Consider the following 23160-nt stretch of genomic DNA (forward strand, 5'->3'; position numbering starts at 1 on the left):
CCTTCGCCGCACCCCTCGGCACCTTCGCCGAGGGCTGGACAGGACTCCAACGACCTCGTTCGACGGTCGGGCAAACCTAAACGTTTCAAGGTCGATTACCGTTCGAAAACGTTTAGCGAAACCCCTTGACACCCGACACGCCGTATCGAAATCCTTTTCGATGTCCCGACGCGCCAAAGGTGGCGCGTCCAGAACGAAGGATCGACGATGACCCGATCACTGAACCCGCGAGGTCGCGGGCGCTCATTGCGAGCCGTCTCGCTCGCCACCCTGACCGCGGTGGTTCTCACCTGCGGCGTGGCCGTCACCTCGGCGCAGGCCGCCGGCAGCACGCTTCAGGCCGCCGCGGGTGAGAAGGGCCGCTACTTCGGCACCGCCATCGCCGCGAACAAGCTGAGCGACTCGGTCTACACGACCATCGCGAACCGCGAGTTCAACATGATCACGGCCGAGAACGAGATGAAGATGGACGCGACGGAGCCGTCGCAGAACCAGTTCACCTACACCAACGGCGACCGCATCGTCAGCTGGGCTCGCACCAACGGCAAGCAGGTCCGTGGCCACGCCCTGGCCTGGCACTCGCAGCAGCCGGGCTGGATGCAGAACATGGAGGGCACCGCCCTGCGCAACGCCATGCTCAACCACGTCACCCAGGTCGCCACGCACTACCGCGGCCAGATCCACTCCTGGGACGTGGTGAACGAGGCGTTCGAGGACGGCTCGTCCGGCGCCCGCCGCAACTCCAACCTGCAGCGCACCGGCAACGACTGGATCGAGGCCGCGTTCCGCGCCGCCCGCACCGCCGACCCGAACGCCAAGCTCTGCTACAACGACTACAACACGGACAACTGGACGCACGCCAAGACCCAGGCCGTGTACAACATGGTCCGCGACTTCAAGGCCCGCGGCGTGCCCATCGACTGCGTCGGCTTCCAGGCCCACTTCAACAGCGGCAACCCGGTCCCGAGCAACTACCACACCACGCTGTCGAGCTTCGCGGCCCTGGGCGTCGACGTCCAGGTCACCGAGCTCGACATCGAGGGCTCCGGCACCTCGCAGGGCGAGCAGTACCGCGGCATCGTCCAGGCCTGCCTCGCCGTCTCGCGCTGCACCGGCATCACCGTGTGGGGCGTGCGTGACACCGACTCGTGGCGTGCCAGCGGCACCCCGCTCCTGTTCGACGGCAGCGGCAACAAGAAGGTCGCCTACACGTACACGCTCGACGCGCTGAACGCCGGCAGCTCCACCACGCCGCCGCCCACCACCACCCCGCCGCCGACGACGACCCCGCCGCCCACCACCGGCACCGTCACGCGCCTCCAGAACGTCCAGTACAGCAAGTGCCTGGACCTGCCGGGCGGCAACACGGCCAACGGCACCCAGCTGCAGACCTACTCCTGCTGGCAGACCGACAACCAGCGGTTCACGTTCGGCTCCGACGGGACGCTGACCGTCAAGGGCAAGTGCGTCGACGCGCCGTCGGGCAGCAACGGGACCCGCGTGCAGATCTACACCTGCAACGGTGGCAACAACCAGAAGTGGACCCAGAACACGAACGGCGAGATCCGGAACGCCCAGTACGGCGTCTGCCTCGACATCTACAGCGGCAGCGACGGCGCGGCCGTCCAGCTGTACACCTGCTCGGGCGGGAACAACCAGAAGTGGAACCGGGTGTGACGACACCTTGAACCGGTGAGGACGACGGCTGCCCGCACCTTCCGTACGGAAGGTGCGGGCAGCCGTCGTCGTACCTCGGGTCAGGGCGTCAGCAGGCGCCCTGGTCCTCCCAGGGGCCCCACTGGCCGACGCCGGGGGTGTCGCCCTGGGTCCACCACTTCGCCCGCCACGTGTGGCCGGCGTAGCTCACCACGGCGCTGCCGGAGTAGGCGGTGGTCGAGACCCAGGCTGCGGCGGAGCAGCCGGTCGGGGCCGTCGGGCTCGCGGTGGGCGAGGCCGTCGGCGAAGCGGTGGGCGACGACGTCGGCGTGGAGCCGGCGCACGCGCCCTGGTCCAGCCAGACCGCGGCGGTGCCGGGCGTCTCGCCCTGGGTCCACCACTGGGCCTTGTAGGTGCGGCCGTTGTGGCTCACGAGCTTGCCGCCCGTGTACACCGTCGACGCGCTCCACGCGGCGGCCGAGCAGGTGCCCGGCGTCGGGGACGCCGTCGGAGAGGCGGTCGGGGACGCCGTCGGGGAGGCCGTGGGCGACGCCGTCGGCGACGGGTTCACCACGCCGCCACCGTTCACCGGTCCGCGCGCGCCGGTCCCGAGCTTGCCCATGAGCGTCTTGACGAGGTCGCCGGACTCGTCGCCGGAGAGCTCCCACCACATGCCGCCGCCGAGGCCGCGCGAGCGGACGTAGTCCGCCTTCTGCTGCACGGACCGGGCGTTGTCGTAGCTCCACCACTGGGTGCCGTCGTAGCGCCAGGCGGCGCCCACCGCCGCGTCGAAGTAGTCGGTGCCGCGCGACTTGAGCAGGTCGTAGTCCTCGTTGCCGGCCTCCCACGTGCCGGGCGCCGCGCCGCTCGCGGGACCCCACGCGGCCGACGACGTCGCACCGGTCCAGCCGCGGCCGTACATCGCCAGGCCGAGGCCGAGCTGGGCGGGATCGACGCCGTTGTTCACGTAGGCGTTGATCGCCTTGTCGACGCTGAACCGCTTGTTCGCGGGACGGGTGTCGCGCGGGTCGTCGTAGAGGTTGCCCTGGTGGCCGGTGAGCGCCGGGTCCCAGGCGCCGTGCAGGTCGTAGCCCTGGACGTTGCCGAAGTCGAGCGACCGGAAGATCGCCGGGTCGTTCCAGCCGCCGGCCGCGACGTCGTCCGGGTTGGCCGGGAGGAACGCGGAGAGCAGGTAGTCCTTGCCGTTCGTGGCGCCGTACGCGTCGAGCTGGCGGCGGAACTCCTCGAGGAGCAGCTTGAAGTTGGCGCGGTCGTTGGCCACGTCGACGTGGTTGCCGACCTCACCGTTGAGCGAGCCGGGCCACTCCCAGTCGATGTCGATGCCGTCGAACACGCCCGCGGCTGCGCCGGCGCCGCCGCGGCCGTCGATCACCGGCAGGTTGCCCTTGATGTAGAGGTCGATGCAGGACTCGACGAAGTTCTGGCGCGACGCGGCGGTGGCCGCCGCGAGCGAGAAGTTCTTGGACCAGGTCCAGCCGCCGAGCGAGATCATGACCCTGAGGTTCGGGTTCTCGGCCTTGAGCTGCTTGAGCTGGTTGAACGAGCCGGCGAGCGGCTGGTCCCAGGTGTCGGCCACGCCGGAGACGGAGTTCGCGGCGGTGTAGCCCATGCCGAAGTCGGCCCAGGCGTCGCCCGCGCCGTCGGACCCGTTCGGGCCCGTGCCCTGCGCCTTGTTGGCGATGAAGCACTCGAGCGTCTGGTGGTGGATGTTGCCGAACGAGTAGTTGATGTGGGTCAGGTCGTCGGCGATGCCGGCCGTCTTGATGTCCTTGGCGGTGTAGCCGCGCCCGTACACGCCCCACTGGGCGAAGTACGCGACGTTGCGGAAGCCGTTGATCTGCGAGTCGCCCGTCTGGACGGCGGCAGCGGTGGAGTCGGTGGCGGCGTTGGCTGCGGTCGAGGCGGCGATGCCCGTGATCGCGGCCGTGCCGGCCATGGCGAGGGTCGCCACCGCGGCGGCGACACCCTTCCAGGGGCGCGTGCGCCCCGTCTTCCGGCCGTCGGTGCCCGACGGCGGCACGTACGTCTCGTACATGTCGTTCCCTTTCGTTGTGCGGAGGTGGGGTCGAGTGGTGCTGGGGTGGTTCGGCGGTGCAGTCGCGCCCGCCGGGAGGGGCGGCACCCGGCGGGCGCGACGTCTGTGGGTTTCTAGCAGGCGCCCTGGTCGGTCCAGACAGCGTTGGTGCCGGGCGTGTCGCCCTGCGTCCACCACTGGGCCTTGTAGGTGCGGCCGCCGTGGCTCACGAGGTGGCCGCCGGTGTAGACGGAGGTGGAGCTCCAGGCCGCAGCGGTGCAGGTGCCTCCCCCGGTGCCACCGCCCGGCGCGGACGGCGACGGGGAGGGCGAGGGCTGCGTCGACGGGACGCCCACGACGGTGACGCCGCGCGGGTTGTCGTACGTCGTCGCGTACCTCACGCCGTCGATGGTGACCACCACGTTGGAGAACTGGGCGACGGGCAGGGCCCACTTGAGCTGGTTCGTGATGGACCCGCCGGCGGGGATGCCGCCCGTGGGGACCGTGAACGTCGCCGTGTGGAAGTCCGCCCCGAGGCCGCCCACGTTGGGGCCGGTACGACCGGGCGTGGTCGTGGTGCCGTAGCCGCTCCAGTCGGACATCTCACCGGTGTCGGTGGTGGAGTACTGGAAGGTGACCTTGGCGCCGGCCGGGATCGTCGTCGTCCCCTTGTTGCGGAAGACGACCTTGGGCGCGATCGGGTAGTTGTTGTCGCCGAGCGCGAACTCGGTGTAGTCGAGGTCGACGTCGAGCGCCTGGGTGGGGCCCGCGGTCTCCGCCTTCGAGGCGCCGTACGCGGACGTGGCGGAGAGCTTCGAGTGGAGGAGGTCCACCATCGTGGAGCCCATCTCGTACTGGCCCTTGGCGGAGTTGAGCTCGTAGTCGCCCGCGAGCTCCCAGATCATGACGCCGCCCAGGCCCTCGTTCGCCACGTAGTCGGCCTTCTGGCCGATGGCCCACGCGCTGTCGCCCGAGAGGAAGGTCTTCGTGGAGGCGTTCCACCACCACTCGTTCTTCGTGACGGGGTCCGTGTGGTGCGTGTAGGTGCCGGTGAGGGCCGAGGGCACGCCGTACTCGTCCGTGTAGTCGCCCGCAACGCCCTTCTGCAGGTTGAGCGCGTGCCAGATCGGGTTCACGCCGGCCGGGATGGCGTTGCCCATGGGGTCGGAGTCGAACCACAGGTTGTCGATGCCAGCGGCGCCGTGGCCGCACTTGCCGTTGGTGCCGGCCGGGCAGGTGTAGCCCGCGGGGGGCACCGCGGTGCCGCCCATGCCGTTGGTCCCGCCGGTCACGCCCGTGAAGCCGCGGGTGTAGAACGGCACGCCGAGGTTGATCCGGCCCGCCTGCATGGCGCCGCGGAAGTAGTGCGCGGCCCAGTCGCCGTTGAGGTAGCCGATGCCCTTGTACGCGGTGTAGGTGCCACCGGCGGCGAGCTCGGGGTCCTTGCCGTCGTCGAACAGGGCGCCGTTGCCGCCCACGTACTGGTTCCAGGAGCCGTGCAGGTCGTAGGTCATCATGTTGACGTAGTCGACGTACTCGGTGACCTGGTAGACCTCCATTCCGCGGAGCAGCCAGCCGGACGACGGCGTCGCGGTGGTCAGCAGGTAGTACTCGCCGTCCTCGGCGCCGGCGCGGTCGAGGTGCTCCCGCAGGGTCTTCATGAGGGCGACGTAGCCGTCGAAGAGCTGGGCGCGGCGCGCGTCGGAGATCGCGAAGTCGTCGGGGTTGCCGGCCTGCGCGTTCGACGTCGGGTACTCGTAGTCGATGTCGATGCCGTCGAAGCCGTACTCCCGGACGAAATCGACCGCCGACCGCGCGAACGTGTCCATGCGGGCCTGCGACTCGGTCAGCGTGTAGAAGCCGCCCGACGCCACGCGCTTGCCCGACGCGTCGAAGTAGCCGCCGGTCTCGGCCCAGCCACCCACTGCCGGGATGACCTTCACGCCGGGGTTCTGCTCCTTGTACTTCGCGAGCAGGTTGAAGTGGCCCGTGTACGGCAGGCTCGGGTCCATCTCCGCGCCCGCGACGCCCGGCCAGGTCATGTCGGTGGCGGCGTTGCCCGCGGCGCTCTCGTTGACCGAGATCTTGTCGTCCGGGCCGATGTGCGCGAACGCGTAGTTGATGTGGCTGAGGCTGTCCCACGGGATGTCGCTCGCCAGGTACGCGGGCTGGCCGTTCTTGCCCGTGCGCCAGCTCGTGAAGTAGCCGATGACGCGGCGGTCCAGGCCGTTCGGCAGGATCTCCCGGCCGTTGGCGTCGTAGACGTCGCAGTACGGCGTGCTGACACCCGGCGTGGGCTGCATGCCGTCGGGGCGGCACACCTCGTCGGGGTTGCCCCCGGCGGGCGGGGTCGTCGGCGTGGGGGTCGGCTTCGGCGTCGGCGTGACGCTCGGGGTGGGTGTGGGGGTGGGGGTCGGCGTGGGGGTCGGCTTCGGCGTGACGCTCGGGGTGGGGGTCGGCGACGGCGTCGTGCCACCGCACGCGCCCTGCGACTCCCAGGCGCCCCACTGCTGGGAACCCGGGGTCTCGCCCTGGGTCCACCACTTGGCGCGCCAGTTCTGACCGCTGTAGGACGCCTGGTTGTTCTGGGTGTACGTCGCGGTGGACGACCACGCCGGCGCGCACTCGGCGGCCGCTGCGCTGGATGCGGCCCAGGTGCCGACAGCCGCTGAGGCGACGGTCGCGCCGACCAGCGCGAGCGTCGTCGTCAGTGCGGTCAGGCGCCGCCGACGGTGAGGGAGAGCTCCCATGGTCTTGCCTCTCATCGGGAAGAACAGTGTTTCCGAGATGAAAGTAAGGACAGGTTCCTATCTAATGAATCAGTGTTCCCCACATCGTGAACCGCAGGATCCGGCCGATGTACGGGAAAACCCGTAGGTGACGGAGCGTCACGCCGCGGTCACGCCGTGGTCACGCCCGGTGGGCGAGCACCACCAGCTCTGTCCGCGACCGCACGCCGAGCTTCCGGAACACCCGGCCGAGGTGCACCTCGACGGTCCGCACCGAGACGTAGAGCGTCTCGGCGACCTCGCGGTTCGCCTTGCCCTGCACCACCAGGCGGGCCACGTCGAGCTCGCGCTCGGTCAGGACGTCGGCCCACGACGCGCAGGCCGCCGCAGCCGCGGGAACAGCAGCCTCCCGCCCACCCGGCACGACGCCGGACACCGCCTCGGCGGTCACCTCACCGACACGTCGCTCGCCCACGCCTGCCGGGAGCGTCTCCGCAGGGATCGCCCGCTCGGTCTGCTGGGCGGCCGGTCGCTCGGCGGGTCGCTCCGCCGGTCGCTCGGCGGGTCGCTCGGCCGGCTGGGCGAGGGCGCGCTCGGAGACGCCCGCCCACACGTGGGCCCCCGACTCGTCGAAGAGCTCCTGCGCCGCGAGCAGGTGGGAGGCCGCCTCCTCCACGGCGCCGAGCCGCGCGTAGGCCCTGCCGACGACCAGCTCGGTCATCCCCCGCTCGAGCGTGGAGCCGACCAGGAGCGAGACTCCGACGGCCCGTTCGCACGCCCGGGCAAGACCCGCCGCGTCGGCGAGCACCACCTCGGCGCGGGCCACGTCGAGGGACCTGCGCAGCGTGCCGGGCCGCCGGCGCGACGTCGGTCCGGGCGCACCGACCTGGGCGAGACTGCCCCGCAGCCGGGCAAGGGTCTGGACCGCGGCGCGACGCTGGCCGGCGAGGAGGTAGAGCTCGACGGGATCGGGCGTGGGGAGCCAGAGGGCGCGCAGGTCCTCGCCGCCGCGCTCGGCGGCGAGGGTGAGCAGCGTCGCCGCCTGCGCGTGGCGGCCCGCGTACGCCGAGACCAGGGCACGGTCGCCCAGGATCGCCGCACGGACCGGCGGGGCGACGGCGCCGGGCACCGACGCCTCGAGCGCAGCGGCGACCACGCCGACGTCACCCCGTCGCACGAGGTCGAGGCGGCGGGCGAGCGCCACACCGAGCCCGCCGAAGGCGAGCGCGACGGGGAGGGTGTCGGCGGCCTCGTCCAGGAGCTCGGCGGCGTGCCCGGCGTCGCCCGACCGCAGGGCGAGCATCGCCTGCGCCACCCGTAGGTGCGCCTCGGCCAGCGGCGTCATGGCGGAGTCCGGGCCGTCGAACCAGCAGCCGGACCGCCTCGCCGGGCTGAGCGACGCCTCCGCCTGGGCGAGCACGGCCCCGGCCTCGCCCGGCGCGTCGTGGGCGAGGAGCAGCGCTCTGCGTGCGGCGTCGAGGGCGACCCGGTCGGCCTCCGGCCCTGCCGCCGCGAGCAGAGGATCGGCCAGGGTGGCGAGATGGCGTGGGCCCGAGGGCGGCGTCGGGGTGTCGAGCACCGCCAGCGCGGCCGCCAGCGGCCCTGCGTCGCTGGGCTCACGCCCGGTCCGGCCAGGTGCGAGCGGCGGCGTGGCAGTGCGCGGCCCGCCGCCGGTGCCCGGGTCGGCGGCTCTGCGCAACCAGGTGACGGCGTCGTGCACGTGGCCTCCCCAGAGCGCGGCCCGCCCGGCGACGGCGAACGCCCGGGCCCGCACGAGACCCGTGCCGTGGCTGGCCGCCTCGCGCGCGACCTCGTGCGCCCGCCGCACGTCGCCGCGCGAGAGGTGCTGCTCCGCGACCTCGACGAGGCCGTCCGCGAGCAGCGCGTCGCCCGCGATCGTGCTCAGCGACGTGTGCCACAGCGCGATCAGGGGCTCCCCCGCAGCACGGTGGACCTGGGCGAGCGCGGCGTGGGCGGCGGTCCGGGACGCCAGGTCGGCGTCGCCGTGGACCACGGACCGGGTCCGTGGGTCGCGGAACGCGAAGCGGCCGGCGGCCAGGGTGAGGTGCTGGGCGGCCGGGCCGCAGAGCAGGGTGTCGATGCTCGTACCGGATGCCGCGAGCAGCACCTCGGTGCGGTCAACCACGGCGATCGCCGCGACGACGAGGAGGTGGCGGGCGTCGTCGTCGAGGTCGAGCGGTTCCACGGCAGCCCGCACGGCCGGGACGACCGGGAGCGGGTCGGGCAGCATCGCCGTTCCCGCAAGGTGCTCCGGCGTGAGGACCGCGGCGGTCTCGAGCAGGCAGGCGGGCTCGTGCCCCACGAGCCACGTCAGCTGGGCGGCCACATGGGGCGCGACGGGATGGCGACACTCCGCAGCGAGCAGGGCGAGCGCCTCCGCCTCACGTGCCAGGTCAGTCATCGTCGAGCCTCCCGGATTCGTTCACGGTGCTCGCAAGTATCACGATCGAACGTTTCACGCACATGACCGACCCGACGTCGGACCTGCCACAGCGCGTGCTGAACACCTGTACCGCACGGATCCTGACACGGGTGTCAAGCCGGTCGAACGTCGGAGGACTCCGCCTCAGGCCTCCAGAAGGATCGTCACCGGTCCGTCGTTGACCAGCTCCACCGCCATGTCGGCCCCGAACCGGCCAGTCGCGACCTCGAGACCCCGGGCCCGGAGGTTCGCGACGACGGCCTCCACGAGGGGCTCCGCCACGGGACCGGGGGCCGCCGCGTTCCACGTGGGACGGCGGCCCTTGCGCGCGTCCCCGTAGAGCGTGAACTGGCTGACCACGAGCACGGGGGCGCCCGCCTCCGACGCCGAGCGCTCGTCGCGGAGGATGCGCAGCTCGGCGATCTTGCGGGCGATGACCTCCACCTGACCCGGCCCGTCGTCGTGCGTGACCCCCACGAGCACCAGGAGGCCCGGCCGGTCGATCTTGCCGACGACCTCGCCGTCCACCGCGACGCTCGCGCGCGTGACGCGCTGCACCACCGCCTTCATCGCGCGAGCCGCTGCTCGTGGTCCGCGGGGTCCGAGCGGGTGTCGCCCACGGTGAACGCCGGGCGCACCTCGCCCACCGGGTGCCCGCCGCCGAGGACGGGAACTCGTCCCAGCGCGTCGAGACCGCCGGGATACGCACCCGGGGCCCGGGAGGCGCCCGCCGCTCGGAGTGCCGCCGCGAGCACAGCAGGCCGGGGACGCTTGTCCCCGTCGAGGACCTTGAACGCCAGCGCCGAGCCGTCGGCGAGGCCCGCCGCGTAGACGCCGTCCGCGCCGTCCTTGGCGACCAGGCCGGGCACCGCCTGCATCGCGAGCGTGACGTCGCGGCCCGTGCCGCCCACCATCTCCGGGTAGGCCGACACCGCCCGCGCCGCCCAGCCCTCCGGCGACGCCGGATCCTGCGACGCCGCCGAGGCGATGTCGGCGAACGCCCGCGCGAGCCCCGTGACGGACGTGGAGAACAGCGGGGCGCCGCACCCGTCGACGGTCACGTGCAGCGACTCCGGTGCATCCCCCGTGAGCTCGAGGATGGTGCTCCGGATCACCTGCTGCAGGGGGTGCTCGGGGTTGAGGTAGTCGGCGGCGTCCCACCCGGAGATCACGCACGTCGCGAGCATCGCCGCGTGCTTGCCCGAGCAGTTCTGCGTGAGCGAGGACGGTCCGTCGCGACCCTCGCGCAGCTCCTCGACCTGCCAGGCCACCGAGGCCGGCGGGTACAGGGGCAGGTCGGGCGTGTTGCGGAGGTGCGCGAACGTGAGCCCGGCCGACGCGAGGATCTCGCGCACGCCGTCCAGGTGCACCGCTTCCCCGTTGTGGCTGGCCGACGCGAGGGCGAGCAGCCGGTCCGGGAGGTCCAGCCCGCAGCGCAGCATCGCCACGAGCTGGAGCGGCTTCACCGACGACCGCGGCCAGATGATCGTGTCGGGGTTGCCCACCGTGAGCAGCGGCTGGCCCGCCGGGTCGAGGACGACCAGGTGCCCCAGGTGCACGGACTCGACCAGGTCACCGCGCACCACCTCGGCGAGAGGTGCCGCGCCGTCGAGCACGGTTCCGGTCGCGACGGGATGGGCCTGGCCCACGACCTCGTCCGCCGTGGTCTCCGACACGCCGCTCACCAGCCGCTCCGTGGCCCGTTACCGCGACCCGGGCCGTGCTCCTTGAGGCGCGGCCGCACGTCCGCCCAGTAGACGATCGCCGGGATGACCGCGAGGACGTTGAGGAACGAGTGGGAGGTGTAGCCCGCCGGCGGCAGCCCGAGGAGGCCGAAGACGGCGGCCACGCCCAGGATGACCAGCCAGATCGGCTTGGTGAGCTTGCCCTCCGCCTCGAACCCCCGCGCCGGTCGCCGCACGGCGTCGACCAGAGCCACCACCTGCACGACGAAGACCACGATGGCCAGGATGATGAAAACGAGCTGCTGCAGGGCTCCGAACACGGCTCAGAGCCTACGTCACCCTCGCCGGGCAGTCTGCTCCTGGGCTCCCCGGCCCGGTCGAACCAGGACCACAGCCGGGAACGGGCTACAGCTCGGGCAGGGCGTCCCGGGCCTCGCCGGGAGAGGCGCCGGCCGCCTCGAGCGCATCCACCAGCGGGGAACGGAGGAGCATGACCATCGACTGGACCTGCCAGTCGCCGTCGCCCGCGCCGCGGGGGTCGGCCAGCGCCGTGACCTCCGTGAGGAGGCGCCGCGCGGGGGCGGTGTCCCCGTTCACGGCGACGGCGGACGCGAGGAGCCGTACACCGGCCGCGAACCGCTCGACCAGGCCCGCCACGGTCCTGAGATCGTGCGTGCCGGCGCGGACCACGGGCTGAGCCCGCCGGGCCAGGACACGGATGCTTCGCATGGCACGGTCGGCCAGGACCGCCTGGACCTCGAGGCGGGCGAGCTCTGTCCGGTGACCCCGGCCCACGCTCACCCGTGCGAGCTCGCGGGCTCCCTGGGAGGCCTCGAGCCACTCGTCGAGGACCGGCTCGGAGGCCCGCCCGCGCACGAGGGCCGCCGCCACGTCCTCCTCGTCGTGGGAGCGCAGCCCTCGGGCGAGCGTCTCCAGCGTCTGCGCCAGCTCGACGAGCGCCCGCTCGCCCAGCGCCCGGGGGCGACGGCGGGTGTCTCCGGGAGTCAGCACGGCCACGAGCAGAGCGAAGGCACCGCCCACCAGGGCGTCGGTCCAGCGGCCCACCGCGCCACCGGAGACGGCCGGCAGTCCCACGACGATGATCGCCTGGGCGCCGGCCTGCGTGACCAGCAGGGCTCCCCGGTCGATGAAGCGTGCCACCAGGGCGGAGAAGAAGAGCACGACGGTGAGCTGCCACCAGCCGGACCCGATCAGGTGCACCACCAGGTCGCCCATACCTACGCCCACGGCGACACCCACCGCGAGCTCTGCCACGCGCCGCACGTCCCGCTGCGCCGTGAACCCGAGGCAGATCCAGGCGGCGACCGGGGCGAAGAAGGGCATCGGGTGGCCCAGCACGTGGAGCGCCACGGCGTACGCCGCGCCCGCCGCCAGGGCCGCCTGGCCGATCGGCACCAGCCCGGACCGCACACGCGTCCAGCCCTGGCGGGCGCGGGTGCGGAGCACCAGGGACCGCATGGCGCGGCGGAGCACCTCGTCGGCCGGACCGGGGAGCGCGCTCACAGGAGCATCCTTCCCGGCCCGGGCACCACGGGCCACAGGACGTGCGTCACAGGCCCGGCCGGGGTCAGGGCTCCGTCGGACCTGTCCGGGTCAGATCAGGCTGCCTGGCCCCCGCAGGCCCGGGGTGACGGGGCCGCGCTGCTGCGGCCGGTCCACCGACACGCCGTCGCCCGGGACCACGACCTCCTGCGCCGCCGCGACCGCGAGAGGCAAGCCCCCGGCGTCGGACACCACGAGGAGCTCCGCGTCGTCCGGGACGCTGCGCTTGACCACCGCGAGGCCGATCGGCCCCAGCTCGTGGTGACGCGCCATCGAGGTCAGCGTGCCCACGACCTTGCCCGACGCCGGGTCGTCGCCCTCGGCGCGGAGCCGGACCTCGGCGCCGGGCTCCGGCAGCAGGTGCCCCGAACCGTCGAGGTGGAGCATCACGAGCCGGCGCGGCGGGCGGCCGAGGTTGTGGACCCGGGCCACGGTCTCCTGGCCGCGGTAGCAGCCCTTGTGCAGGTGGACGGCCGTGCGGAGCCAGTCGAGCTCGTGCGGGATGGACCGGTGGTCCACGTCGCGGGCCAGGCGCGGACGCCAGGCCTCGACGCGGAGCGCCTCCGAGGCCCAGGTGCCGGCGAGCCGCCAGCCGGCGGCCTCCCGCTCCGAGACCGCGGCCTCCAGGCCGTCGCGCGGCACCAGGACCAGGCGCCACGGCCGCTGCATGCCCGGGTGCTCGGCCTCGGGGGGACCGTAGCGGGTGCCGCCGCCGGTGACGCGGGGCCAGCTGTCGCGCCAGGTGACCGGCTCCCCCTCGGCGCCCTCGGCGTCCACCGCCTCGCCGATCGCCGCGTAGTCTGCGGTCGCGTCGGTGATCTCCACGCGCATCATGAACTTCATGCGCTGCAGCCAGGTGGCGAGGTCGGGCGCGTGCGACGGCTCGGTGATCAGCCAGGTGGACTCGCCGTCGTCCACCACCGCGGCGGCGTGCTCGACATGACCCTGCGGCGACAGCACGAGCAGCTCGGTGGACTCGTGCGGGCGCAGGTCCGCGAGGTCCTGGGAGGTGATCGAGTGCAGCCAACCCAGGCGGTCGGGCCCGGCCACGCGGACCACGCCCAGGTGGGACTGGTCCACCACGGCACCGCCGCGGGCCAGTGCGCGCTGCTCAGCCACCGGGTCGCCGTAGTGCCAGGCGATCCCGGCGTCCGGCCCGGTCGCGGAGACCGCGCCGTGGCGCGCCAGGAGAGGGCTCGTGTAGTCGGTCATGAGGGTCACCTACCGTGCAGCGTCGTGCGAGGTGCCGCCATTCCCGACGGCATGGTCACAGACGGCATGGTCACAGACGGCATGGTCACAGACGGCATGGTCACAGCCTGTCCAGCTCCGCGGACGCATAGGACCGCAGGGGCTCGCCGAACGCCGCGAGCTCCTCGACCCAGAGGAGACGTCCCTCGACGAGTCCGTAGAGCCGCTTGGAGGCACTCACCACCGACGCGGTGGCGGTGCGCGCGATGAAGTCCGTCGCGAGGTCGATGCGGCCGTTGCCGACGGCACCCAGGTAGAGGCTCAGTCGGCCCGAGGCGTCGGTGACGAGCACCTCGACCGCGTGCCGGTCCTCCTCCAGGCCGTCCGGACGGTCCGTGGAGACGCGCCAGTAGCCGGTCTCGGTGGACCACACGGTGCCCGCGTCGCTGCTGGGCACGACGGGCGCGGCGTCGTCGCCGTCCGTCGGGTCGGCCACCGGTTCAGGCCACTCGCCGTCGGCGGGGACCCGCTCCGGCACCTCCGCGTCGAGCACGCGGAGCGTCGACTCGAAGCGCAGATAGGGACCGCCGTCGTGGTCGAAGACCAGGTCCTGCACGAAGGTGCGCCGGTCGATGCCGGGGTACTCGATCACGCCCTCGCCACGCCAGCTACCGACGAGCCACGCCAGAGGGTAGACCTCCGGCGCGAGCCCTTCCGGGAACGTGAAAGGCATCAGCGCTGGCCGGAGAACAGCTTGTAGACGACGTAGCCGGCGAACCAGGTGATCGTCAGCGTCGCCGCGATCAGGAGGCCGATGAAGACAGCTTCGAGCGTGTGGTACATGACGACGATCCTAACCGCCGGTGCCTACGCTTCGGCCATGACCAGCACCCCACGTTCCCTGGTGATCAAGACCACATCCGGCCTGGACCGGCCCGAAGCCACGAACCAGGCGTTCACCGTCGCGGCCGCCGCGGCGGTCGCCGGCGCGGAGGTCAGCCTCTGGCTCACCGGCGAGTCCGCGTGGTTCGCGCTGCCCGGCCGGGCGGGCGACCTCGTGCTTGAGCACGCCGCCCCCCTGCCCGACCTGCTCGCGACGGTCCTCGAGGCCGGCACCGTCACGCTCTGCACCCAGTGCGCGGCGCGGCGGGACATCACCGAGGCCGACGTGCTGCCCGGGATCCGCATCGCCGGAGCGGCAGTCTTCGCGGAAGAGATCCTCCGCGAGGGGGCGCAGGCGATCGTCTACTGAGCGCCGCCGCCCGCGGACCGGGGCCGCAGGCGCCGCAGCAGCAGGTACAGCTCGCACCCGAGGCAGAGGCCCACGACGGCGTTGAGCGCCGCGGCGACGAAGGCGACGGCGGCTGCGATCGGCACCGCGACGAGGACGCCGGACAGGCCGAGCCCCACGCCCACGCCCGTCACGAGCAGCCCGACACCCTGCGCGAACCGTGGCGGCCGACGATCCTCCAGCTCGTGGGACGGCGCGAGCCGCGGCCGCACGAGCGTCCGGAACACCCAGCCCTGCCAGGTCCCCTCCGCCCCACGGATCGTCCCGAGCAGGAAGCCTGCGGCCACGACCGCCAGGAGCACCAGGCCGGCGGTGCTCCCGCCGAGCAGCACCACCACCGCGAGCAGGGCCGCCGTCACGCCCGCACCGAACCGCGGCCCCCGGGGATCGATCCCCAGGCCGGTCCCCTGTGCCGTTCCCGTCCGCGTCACGTGCGCGTCCTTCCGTCGTCGATCATCTGGTGGTCCACCGTGCCGAGCGCCTCGTTCGCCTGCCTGCGAGAGACCACGCCGCTCATGCGTGCCACCTCACGCCCCGCGGGGTCGAGCACGAGCACTGTCGGCGTACGCAGCACGCTCAGCTCCCGGACGAGGTCGAGGTTCTCGTCCACGTCGAGCTCCCGGTGCGTGACGCCGGGATGGGCGTTCGCGAGCTCGCCGAGCACGCGGGCGGTGGCCCGGCAGGGAGCGCACACCGCGGCGGAGAGCTGGACGAACGTCGCGCGGGCGCCGAGGAGCACACCCTGGTCCGTCCAGTCGCGGGCGTCCGTACCGGGCCGTGTCCGCACCGCGCCCTGGCGGCGCAACCACCACCACCCGATCGCCGCGGTGACCGCCATCACCACCGCCAGCGTCACGATTCCGTCCGCCATGCGCTCCCTCTCGACGTGCTACGTCAGCAGTATCAACCGCCGGACCATTCTGTCCCACTTCGCGCAGTGAACCGAGACGTGGCGCCGAGACATAATCCGAACGGTTTTCAACTATCTCATTTCCGCGTGATAAGTTGCCTGAGCGAACGTCTTCTGGGGGGAATGTGTGGTAATGGACGATTTTCCCACGAGGCCCTGGAATGGGCTCGTGATCCCCGCTCCCGGTGTCTACACGCTGGACCCCGCGCACAAGCGGCTCGGCTTCCTCGCCATGCACATGATGGTGAGCCCCGTCCGCGGTGAGTTCGGCGACGGTGCGGCAACGGTGCACGTGGCGGACGACCCGCTCTCCTCGCAGATCAGCGCGACCATCGCCGCCGCGACGATCAACACGCTGAACCCCGAGCGCGACGCCCACCTGATGAGTCCGGACTTTCTCGACGTGGTGAACCATCCCACCATCGAGTTCCGCAGCACCGGGATGAAGCTGAAGGACCAGGTGGACCCGATCTTCTCCTGGGCGCGGCTCAAGGCGAACGCGTCCGGGCACCGCCCGGCGAACCTCGACGAGCCCGACCGCTCGACGGGCCGCTTCGTGGTCCCCGGAGAGCTGACCATCAAGGGCGTCACCCGCGCGGTCGAGCTGGAGTGCCAGTTCGGGGGTGCCCGACGCGACCCCTACGGGCGCGACATCTTCGGATTCAGTGCCACCTGCGAGATCGACCGCGAGGACTACGGCCTGCTCTGGAACGTGGCCCTCGAGACGGGCGGCGTCCTCGTCGCCAGGAAGGTCAGGATCGAGCTCGCCGGCGAGGCGATCCGCGAGGCCTGACGGGGCCGACGGCTCCGACGGGGTCTCAGCCCACGACCATCCGGCCGACGACGAACACCAGGATCCCGCCCACCGCCACCGGGAGCACGCTCGCAGCGAGCCCGGGCAGGCGGCGCCGGAGCGCGGGCAGCTGCTCGAGCAGCAGGTGCAGCGCCCCCACCACCAGACCCGCGACCACGCCGGACCAGAGCCCGCTCACCGTGTCGATGTTCGGCAGCACCGTGGCCACCGCCCCGCCCGCGACCACCGCCGCGCCCAGCGTGACCGCCAGCCGGGCCCAGCCCTTGAGCGGCACCGCGGACAGCGCCGCCGCGAGCGCGATCGCGGCCGCGCTCGTGACCACCAGGGCCGCACCGGCCTCGGACCGCCCGGCGGCCACCCACCCGGCGCACGCGAGGGCGACCACGACGCCCGCGACGGAGCCGGAGACCGACTCCACCAGCCGCGGACGGCCGCCACGGCGCATCATCTCCGCGAGGAACGCCAGCACCATGCCGGCCGCCAGCACCATGGGCAGGTACCGCAGGACCGGCTCTCCGGGGGTCGCGTACGCGACCGCCACGGAACCGATGCCGGAGAGCATCACGACCAGACGCGTTCCGCCCTCGGCGGGGAGCCGCAGGAGGCCCGGCCAGCCCAGCGCGAGCAGCACGACGAGGGCGACGGCGGCGCCGGCGAGCGCGAGCGTGCTGACGAAGGCCGCTGCGGCCACTCCTGCGGCAAGCGCGGCGGTCACGACGGCACGGGTTGAGACAGACACGACCCCGAGTGTCCCAGATCGGGCGGCCAAGGCCACGCACAGGCCTCAGGCACCCCTCGTGACGACCAGGTCACAACCAACTCACATGCCCCTGACCTGCACCGTGGTACGAAGGAAAAGGGCGTGTAACATGCACGCAACAAGCAACAAGGCAGACTTCCGGAAGCCACGGAGGCTACGGGGCGGCGTCGCTCGCGCGGATGTTGTCGAGCCGGGACGGTTGCATGGCGCCGGTCCGAGAGGAGGTGCGTCGAGTATGGCTGAGCTGTTGATCCTCACTCCCGCGACGGGGGGCTCGGCCGAGGTGCTTCCAGCACTGGGTCTCTTGTCCCACCGCGTCCGGGTTCTTCCCATGGAGCCGTCGGCCCTGGTCGACGCCCCCGACGCCGACGTCGTCCTGCTGGACGCGCGCCGCGACCTGGTCGCGGCACGGACCACCTGCCGCCTCCTCCACGCCACGGGGCTCACCGTCCCGCTCGTGCTGGTCCTCACGGAGGGCGGGCTCACCGTCGTCACCCACGAGTGGGGCGCCGACGACCTCCTGCTCGAGAACGCCTCCCCCGCCGAGGTCGAGGCGCGGCTCCGCCTGGTCGTGGAGCGCTCCGCCCGCGGTCACGCCGAGGAGAGCCAGCAGGAGATCTCCGCGGGCGAGCTCGCGATCGACGCGGGCGGCTACACCGCCCGGCTCCGCGGCCGCCCCATCGACCTGACCTACAAGGAGTTCGAGCTCCTCAAGTACCTCGTCCAGCACCCGGGCCGCGTCTTCACGCGCGCCCAGCTGCTGCAGGAGGTCTGGGGCTACGACTACTACGGCGGCACCCGCACGGTCGACGTCCACGTGCGTCGCCTCCGCGCCAAGCTGGGCCCGGAGCACGAACAGCTCATCGGCACGGTCCGCAACGTCGGCTACCGCTTCGACCCGCCCAAGGAGCAGCGCACGGCCGACGACGGAGCCTCCTCGGGCGCGTCCGGCACCATCGGCACCGGGTCTGGCCCGGCGGCCCACGCCGGCCCTGCTGCCGCCGCCGAGACGGCCGCTCCCGCCCCGGCGGGTGGCTGACCGCTCCGCGCGCCGGTGGCCGACCTCACCGGTTGCCGCGTAGGTTCGTTCTCGTGACGGCAGTCGACAGCGCCACCGCGCGCACGGACGCGGACCCGAATCGTTCCGCGCCCGCACGGCAGCCGGTGACCTCGGCCACCACGAGCGACTACACCTCGGCTCTCGTCGAGGGCCCGTGGCGGCACGAGTTCGTGCCGGCCAACGGGTCGCGCTTCCATGTCGCCCTCGCGGGGCCCGACGAACGGAGCGCGCCGCTCGTCGTCCTCCTGCACGGGTTCCCGCAGTTCTGGTGGACGTGGCGGCACCAGGTTCCTGCCCTCGCCGACGCGGGGTACCGGGTGGCGGCGATGGACCTGCGGGGCACGGGCGCGTCGGACAAGCCGCCGTGGGGCTACGACGCCCCCACCCGGACGAGCGACGTCGCCGGGGTCATCCGGTCGCTGGGCCGGGAACGGGCGGTCGTCGTCGGGCACGGGCAGGGCGGCACCCTCGCCTGGGGCATGGCCGCTCTGCAGCCGGACGTGACCGCCGCGGTGGCCGCGCTCGCCGCGCCGCACCCCGCCGGCGTGCGCGTGGCGCCGTACTCGTTGCTCACCCCGGTCGCGCGCCGGCAGCTGGCGTTCTACCAGGTGCCCACGTTCCCCGAGCGCGCCCTCGTCCAGGCCGACCTCGTGGACCGCGTGCTGGCCGCGGGCGCCGCGTCGCCCTTCGACAAGGACGTCGTGGCGAGATACCGGGACGTGGTGCGGATCCCCTTCGCCGCGCACACCGCCATGGAGGCGCTGCGCTGGTCGGTGCGGTCCCGCTCACGTCCGGCCGGACGCCGGTACCTCGCCGCGCTCCGCCGGCCCTTCCACGTCCCGGCCCTGCAGGTGCACGGCGCCCGGGACGGCCTGCTGCGCCGCGACGTCGCGGACGCCGACGCTGCGGTGCTGGCCCGCGACTTCCGTTTCGAGCTGGTCCGTGGGGCCGGGCACTTCCTTCCCGAGGAGGCGCCCGACGACGTCACAGGGATCCTGCTGGACTGGCTCCCTCGGGCGACAGCGGGGATGTGAGCCGGTCCGGGACCGGCCGGACCGGGCTCGTCTTCACCATCAGCTCCGCCTTCTCCGGGTCCACCTCCCCGATCCCGTAGGACGGGCACCACGTCCGCACCGTGCAGGCGCCACAGGCCGGACGCCGGGCGAAGCAGACCCGCCGGCCGTGCCAGACGAGCCGCTGGCTGAGGTCGGTCCACTCGCGGCGCGGGATGAGCTCTCCCACCTCGGTCTCGACCTTGACCGGGTCCTCTGCGGTGGTCCAGCCCAGGCGCCGCGCGACCCTGCCGAAGTGCGTGTCCACCGTGATGCCCGGGATGCCGAAGGCGTTGCCGAGCACCACGTTGGCGGTCTTGCGCCCCACGCCGGGGAGCGTCACGAGGTCGGCGAGCCGGGGCGGCACCTCGCCGTCGAACCGCTCGACCAGCGCCTTGCCGAGGCCGATGACCGCCTTGGCCTTGGACCGGTAGAAGCCGAGCGGCTTGAGGAGCTCCTCGAGCTCGTCCGGGTCCGCCGACGCGTACGCCTCGGCGTCCGGGTACCGCGCGAACAGCACCGGGGTCGTGGCGTTGACGCGCAGGTCGGTGGTCTGGGCACTCAGGACCGTGGCGACGAGCAGCTCGAGCGGCGTCGTGAAGTCGAGCTCGGCTCGCGCGTCCGGGTACGTCTGCCCCAGCTCCCGGTTGATGCGCCGGGCCCGGCGCACGAGTGCCAGGCGACTCTCCCCCGCAAGCTTCTCCGTCATGTCCGACAGGCTAGCCACGGCTACCCACACCCGCTGCGCCCACGGGTTGTATACAAGTGCACAACGGTGCAAGAGTGGGCGCATGACGACGCAGCCGCAGGTCCGCCCCGGACCCGCCCCGCGGCGGCAGTCCGGCGCCCGGGCTGTCTACGAGCTGCTCCGCGAGCGCATCATCGCCGGCACCCTGGCGCCCGGCGAGCGCCTCACCGAGCCGCTGCTCAGCGGCAGCCTCGGCGTCTCCCGTACCCCGCTCCGCGAGGCGCTCCGCCTGCTCCAGGCCGAGGGCCTCGTCGACGAGCTGCCGACGGGCGGCGTCCGGGTCGCTCCCCTGAACCTGGCGGACGCCCGGCGGGTGTCCGCCGTGCGAGCCCGCCTGGAGGGCCTGCTGACCGCCGAGGCGTGCGAGCGCGCCACACCGGAGGACGTCGCCCGGCTCCACCGCCTCGTCGACCTCATGGCGGCCGTCCGCGGCCACGAGGAGGAGGTGCTGCGCCTCGGCGCGCAGTTCCACGGCGAGATCGAGCGCATGGCGGACAACGCGTGGTGCTCGGCCCTGCTGCGGCAGATCCGGGGCCACGTGGACCGCTACCGCCTGCTGGCGGCCCGGCGCCGCGCCGGCACCACCGACCACGTCGACGAGCACCGCGCCGTCGCCGGTGCGATCGGGCGCGGCGACCCCGCCGCGGCCGAGGCCGCCATGCGCGCGCACATCGAGCGGAGCGCCGAGATGACCGAGCAGGCCCTGACCGACCAGACGTCCACGACCCCCTGACTGCGGGCACGTACCCGAGAAGAGAGCACCGATGCCGTACACGCACCACCTCCGCGTCTACAAGAGCGCCGAGAACCTCGACCGCAAGGACCAGCTGGCCTGGAAGCTGGCGGAGCTCGCCACCGACCCCGTCGAGCCGGCGCCCGAGGTCGTCGACATGGTGATCAACCGCGTGATCGACAACGCCGCGGTCGCCGCGGCCAGCCTCACCCGTGGGCCCGCCGTCGCGTCCCGGGCCCAGGCCCTCGCACACCCGTACCGGCCCGGCTCCACGGTGTTCGGCCTCGCGCCGGAGGCGACGAGCAGCCCCGAGTGGGCCGCGTGGGCCAACGGCGTGGCGGTGCGGGAGCTCGACTTCCACGACACGTTCCTCGCCGCCGAGTACTCCCACCCGGGCGACAACATCCCGCCCGTCCTCGCCGTGGCGCAGCACGCGGGGTGCGACGGCCGCGCCCTCGTCCGGGGCATCGTCACCGGCTACGAGATCCAGGTGGACCTCGTGAAGGCGATCAGCCTGCACAAGCACAAGATCGACCACGTGGCCCACCTCGGTCCCAGCGCCGCGGCCGGCATCGGCACGCTCCTGGGCCTGGACACCGAGACGGTGTTCCAGGCGATCGGGCAGGCGCTGCACACCACGACGGCCACCCGCCAGTCCCGCAAGGGCCAGATCTCCACGTGGAAGGCCCACGCCCCGGCGTTCGCCGGCAAGATCGCCGTCGAGGCCGTGGACCGCGCGATGCGCGGCCAGACCTCCCCCGAGCCGGTGTACGAGGGTGAGGACGGCGTGGTCGCCTGGCTCCTGGACGGCCCGGACGCCGCGTACGACGTCGTCCTGCCCTCCCCGGGCGAGCCGCGCACCGGCATCCTGGACACCTACACGAAGGAGCACAGCGCCGAGTACCAGGCGCAGGCGATCATCGACCTGGCCCGCGCGCTCGGCTCCGAGCGGCCAGAGGTCCGCGACCCGGCGAACGTCGCGAGCATCGTGCTGCACACGAGCCACCACACCCACTTCGTGATCGGCTCGGGTGCGAACGACCCGCAGAAGTACGACCCGACGGCGTCCCGCGAGACCCTCGACCACTCGGTGCCGTACATCTTCGCCGTGGCCCTGCAGGACGGCGGCTGGCACCACGTGGACTCCTACGCCCCCGAGCGCGCCCAACGCCCTGACACGGTCGACCTGTGGCAGAGGGTCACCACCGCCGAGGACCCGGAGTGGACCCGCCGCTACCACTCGACGGACCCGGCCGAGAAGGCGTTCGGCGGCCGCGTCGAGATCACGCTGACGAGCGGCGAGGTGGTGACGCGCGAGATCGCCGTGGCCGACGCGCACCCCCTCGGCGCACGCCCGTTCGCCCGCGCGCAGTACGTCGCCAAGTTCCGCACGCTGGCGGCCGGCGTCCTGGAGGACGCGGAGATCGAGCGCTTCCTCGCCCTGGCCGAGCGCCTGCCCGACCTCACCGCGGCCGAGGTCCGGGAGCTGACGATCGTGGCCCGCCCGGGCCTCCTCGAGTCGGCCGGCTCCCCGCGCGGGCTCTTCGACCTCGGGGTCGCGTGATGCTGTTCAGCCGGACCACCCCCGCGGCGAAGCGGCGTGCCCTGCGGGAGGGCCTCGCCGGCGGCGAGATCCTGCGCCTCCCCGGCGCGTTCAACCCGCTCTCCGCGCGGCTGATCCAGGAGAAGGGGTTCGACGGCGTCTACGTGTCGGGCGCCGTGCTGTCGGCCGACCTCGGTCTGCCGGACATCGGCCTCACCACCCTGACCGAGGTCGCGGGCAGGGCCGCGCAGGTCGCCCGGGTGACCGACCTGCCGACGCTCGTCGACGCCGACACCGGCTTCGGCGAGCCGATGAACATGGCGCGCACGGTCCAGACCATGGAAGACGCCGGGGTGGCCGGCATCCACGTCGAGGACCAGGTCAACCCGAAGCGCTGCGGGCACCTCGACGGCAAGGAGGTCGTGGGGCTCGGCGACGCGGTGCGCCGCGTCCGGGCCGCCGTCGACGGGCGCCGCGATCCCGACTTCCTCATCATGGCGCGCACGGACGTGCGCGGCACCGAGCCCGGCGAGCGCGGCCTGCGGCTCGCGATCGACCGCGCCAAGGCGCTGGCCGACGCCGGGGCCGACGCGATCTTCCCCGAGGCGATGAGCGACCTGTCGGAGTTCGAGGCGGTGGCGTCCGCCCTCGACGTCCCCGTCCTGGCCAACATGACGGAGTTCGGCAAGTCGGAGCTGTTCACCGCCCAGCAGCTGGCCGACGCCGGCGCCCGCATCGTCATCTACCCGGTGACCCTGCTGCGCATCGCGATGGGTGCCGCCGAACGAGGGCTCGACGAGATCGCGTCGGCGGGCACCCAGGACGCGCTGGTGCCGCAGATGCAGACGCGCGCCCGCCTGTACGAGCTCGTGGACTACGCGGGCTACAACCACTTCGACGACCAGGTCTTCACCTACCGACCCTGACCACCCGCTCACGAAGGAGTG

21 protein-coding genes are annotated in these 23160 nt (G+C 72.9%); 8 read left to right on the top strand and 13 right to left on the bottom strand.

Annotated features, from left to right (window positions below; translation table 11 throughout):
- Positions 1-207: 207 nt before the first annotated feature.
- Positions 208-1677 carry an endo-1,4-beta-xylanase gene (locus tag D1350_RS12495; protein WP_125776319.1) on the top strand — a complete coding sequence of 490 codons (1470 nt, stop codon included), beginning with the start codon at positions 208-210 and terminating at the stop codon, positions 1675-1677.
- A gap of 88 nt (positions 1678-1765) precedes the next feature.
- Here the strand turns inward: D1350_RS12495 and D1350_RS12500 are convergent, their stop codons facing one another.
- The 9 genes from D1350_RS12500 to D1350_RS12540 form a co-directional block, all read right to left on the bottom strand.
- Positions 1766-3712 carry a glycosyl hydrolase family 18 protein gene (locus D1350_RS12500; protein ID WP_125776320.1) on the bottom strand — a complete coding sequence of 649 codons (1947 nt, stop codon included), beginning with the start codon at positions 3710-3712 and terminating at the stop codon, positions 1766-1768.
- Between the two features lie 113 nt (positions 3713-3825).
- Positions 3826-6441, bottom strand: a complete 2616-nt coding sequence (locus tag D1350_RS12505; protein ID WP_125776322.1) for a glycosyl hydrolase family 18 protein — start codon at positions 6439-6441, stop codon at positions 3826-3828.
- A 160-nt stretch (positions 6442-6601) separates the two neighbouring features.
- Entirely contained in the window at positions 6602-8842 is a 2241-nt protein-coding gene (locus D1350_RS12510) for a helix-turn-helix domain-containing protein (RefSeq protein ID WP_125776323.1), read from the bottom strand.
- 165 nt (positions 8843-9007) lie between these two features.
- Positions 9008-9433, bottom strand: a complete 426-nt coding sequence (gene dtd, locus D1350_RS12515) for a D-aminoacyl-tRNA deacylase (protein WP_125776325.1) — start codon at positions 9431-9433, stop codon at positions 9008-9010.
- Positions 9430-10548: an asparaginase gene (locus tag D1350_RS12520; RefSeq protein WP_338068166.1), complete on the bottom strand. Its 1119-nt coding sequence runs from the start codon at positions 10546-10548 to the stop codon at positions 9430-9432. Before D1350_RS12520 ends, dtd begins: the two co-directional genes overlap by 4 nt.
- Complete coding sequence (locus D1350_RS12525) at positions 10545-10868, bottom strand: DUF2516 family protein (RefSeq protein WP_125776326.1); 324 nt, start codon at positions 10866-10868, stop codon at positions 10545-10547. Before D1350_RS12525 ends, D1350_RS12520 begins: the two co-directional genes overlap by 4 nt.
- Before the next feature lie 85 nt (positions 10869-10953).
- Positions 10954-12072: an FUSC family protein gene (locus tag D1350_RS12530; protein WP_240644069.1), complete on the bottom strand. Its 1119-nt coding sequence runs from the start codon at positions 12070-12072 to the stop codon at positions 10954-10956.
- Positions 12073-12162: 90 nt separating this feature from the next.
- Positions 12163-13323 (bottom strand): CAF17-like 4Fe-4S cluster assembly/insertion protein YgfZ, encoded by a 1161-nt coding sequence (ygfZ, locus tag D1350_RS12535; protein WP_125776328.1) that lies wholly within the window; start codon positions 13321-13323, stop codon positions 12163-12165.
- Positions 13324-13423: 100 nt separating this feature from the next.
- Entirely contained in the window at positions 13424-14035 is a 612-nt protein-coding gene (locus D1350_RS12540; protein WP_125776329.1) for a heme-binding beta-barrel domain-containing protein, read from the bottom strand.
- Between the two features lie 147 nt (positions 14036-14182).
- Between D1350_RS12540 and D1350_RS12545 the strand changes: the two genes are divergently transcribed.
- Positions 14183-14554 carry a DsrE family protein gene (locus D1350_RS12545; RefSeq protein WP_125776330.1) on the top strand — a complete coding sequence of 124 codons (372 nt, stop codon included), beginning with the start codon at positions 14183-14185 and terminating at the stop codon, positions 14552-14554.
- Here the strand turns inward: D1350_RS12545 and D1350_RS12550 are convergent.
- Together D1350_RS12550 and D1350_RS12555 are read right to left on the bottom strand one after the other, a co-directional pair.
- Positions 14548-15024, bottom strand: coding sequence for a DUF4395 domain-containing protein (locus D1350_RS12550; RefSeq protein ID WP_125776332.1), 477 nt, complete (start codon positions 15022-15024; stop codon positions 14548-14550). The two genes, D1350_RS12545 and D1350_RS12550, sit on opposite strands and share 7 nt — an antisense overlap.
- On the bottom strand, positions 15021-15464 hold the full coding sequence (locus tag D1350_RS12555; RefSeq protein WP_125776333.1) for a thioredoxin family protein: 444 nt from the start codon (positions 15462-15464) through the stop codon (positions 15021-15023). Before D1350_RS12555 ends, D1350_RS12550 begins: the two co-directional genes overlap by 4 nt.
- A gap of 208 nt (positions 15465-15672) precedes the next feature.
- Here D1350_RS12555 and D1350_RS12560 point away from each other — a divergent pair, with 208 nt between their 5' ends.
- Entirely contained in the window at positions 15673-16296 is a 624-nt protein-coding gene (locus tag D1350_RS12560) for a YceI family protein (RefSeq protein ID WP_338068167.1), read from the top strand.
- A gap of 25 nt (positions 16297-16321) precedes the next feature.
- On the opposite strand, the gene D1350_RS12565 is transcribed toward D1350_RS12560, so the two are convergent.
- Positions 16322-17056 carry a hypothetical protein gene (locus tag D1350_RS12565; RefSeq protein ID WP_125776336.1) on the bottom strand — a complete coding sequence of 245 codons (735 nt, stop codon included), beginning with the start codon at positions 17054-17056 and terminating at the stop codon, positions 16322-16324.
- 256 nt (positions 17057-17312) lie between these two features.
- Here D1350_RS12565 and D1350_RS12570 point away from each other — a divergent pair, with 256 nt between their 5' ends.
- Positions 17313-18116, top strand: a complete 804-nt coding sequence (locus D1350_RS12570; protein ID WP_125776338.1) for a winged helix-turn-helix transcriptional regulator — start codon at positions 17313-17315, stop codon at positions 18114-18116.
- Between the two features lie 125 nt (positions 18117-18241).
- On the top strand, positions 18242-19171 hold the full coding sequence (locus D1350_RS12575; protein ID WP_125776426.1) for an alpha/beta fold hydrolase: 930 nt from the start codon (positions 18242-18244) through the stop codon (positions 19169-19171).
- Here D1350_RS12575 and nth read toward each other — a convergent pair.
- Positions 19122-19898, bottom strand: coding sequence for an endonuclease III (gene nth / locus D1350_RS12580; RefSeq protein WP_125776340.1), 777 nt, complete (start codon positions 19896-19898; stop codon positions 19122-19124). The genes D1350_RS12575 and nth overlap by 50 nt on opposite strands.
- Positions 19899-19980: 82 nt before the next feature.
- Here nth and D1350_RS12585 point away from each other — a divergent pair, with 82 nt between their 5' ends.
- From D1350_RS12585 to prpB, 3 genes are read left to right on the top strand one after another with little or no spacing between them, the layout of a single operon-like run.
- Positions 19981-20670, top strand: coding sequence for a GntR family transcriptional regulator (locus D1350_RS12585; RefSeq protein WP_164545154.1), 690 nt, complete (start codon positions 19981-19983; stop codon positions 20668-20670).
- A 31-nt stretch (positions 20671-20701) separates the two neighbouring features.
- The gene (locus tag D1350_RS12590) at positions 20702-22234 is read left to right on the top strand and encodes an MmgE/PrpD family protein (protein WP_125776344.1); all 1533 of its coding nucleotides are present in this window, start codon (positions 20702-20704) and stop codon (positions 22232-22234) included.
- A complete protein-coding gene (gene prpB / locus D1350_RS12595) occupies positions 22234-23139 on the top strand; it encodes a methylisocitrate lyase (protein ID WP_125776346.1) in 906 nt (301 codons plus the stop codon). Before D1350_RS12590 ends, prpB begins: the two co-directional genes overlap by 1 nt.
- The last annotated feature ends 21 nt before the right edge of the window (positions 23140-23160 follow it).

This window comes from Antribacter gilvus (genome assembly GCF_003946865.1).
Classification (GTDB): domain Bacteria; phylum Actinomycetota; class Actinomycetes; order Actinomycetales; family Cellulomonadaceae; genus Antribacter; species Antribacter gilvus.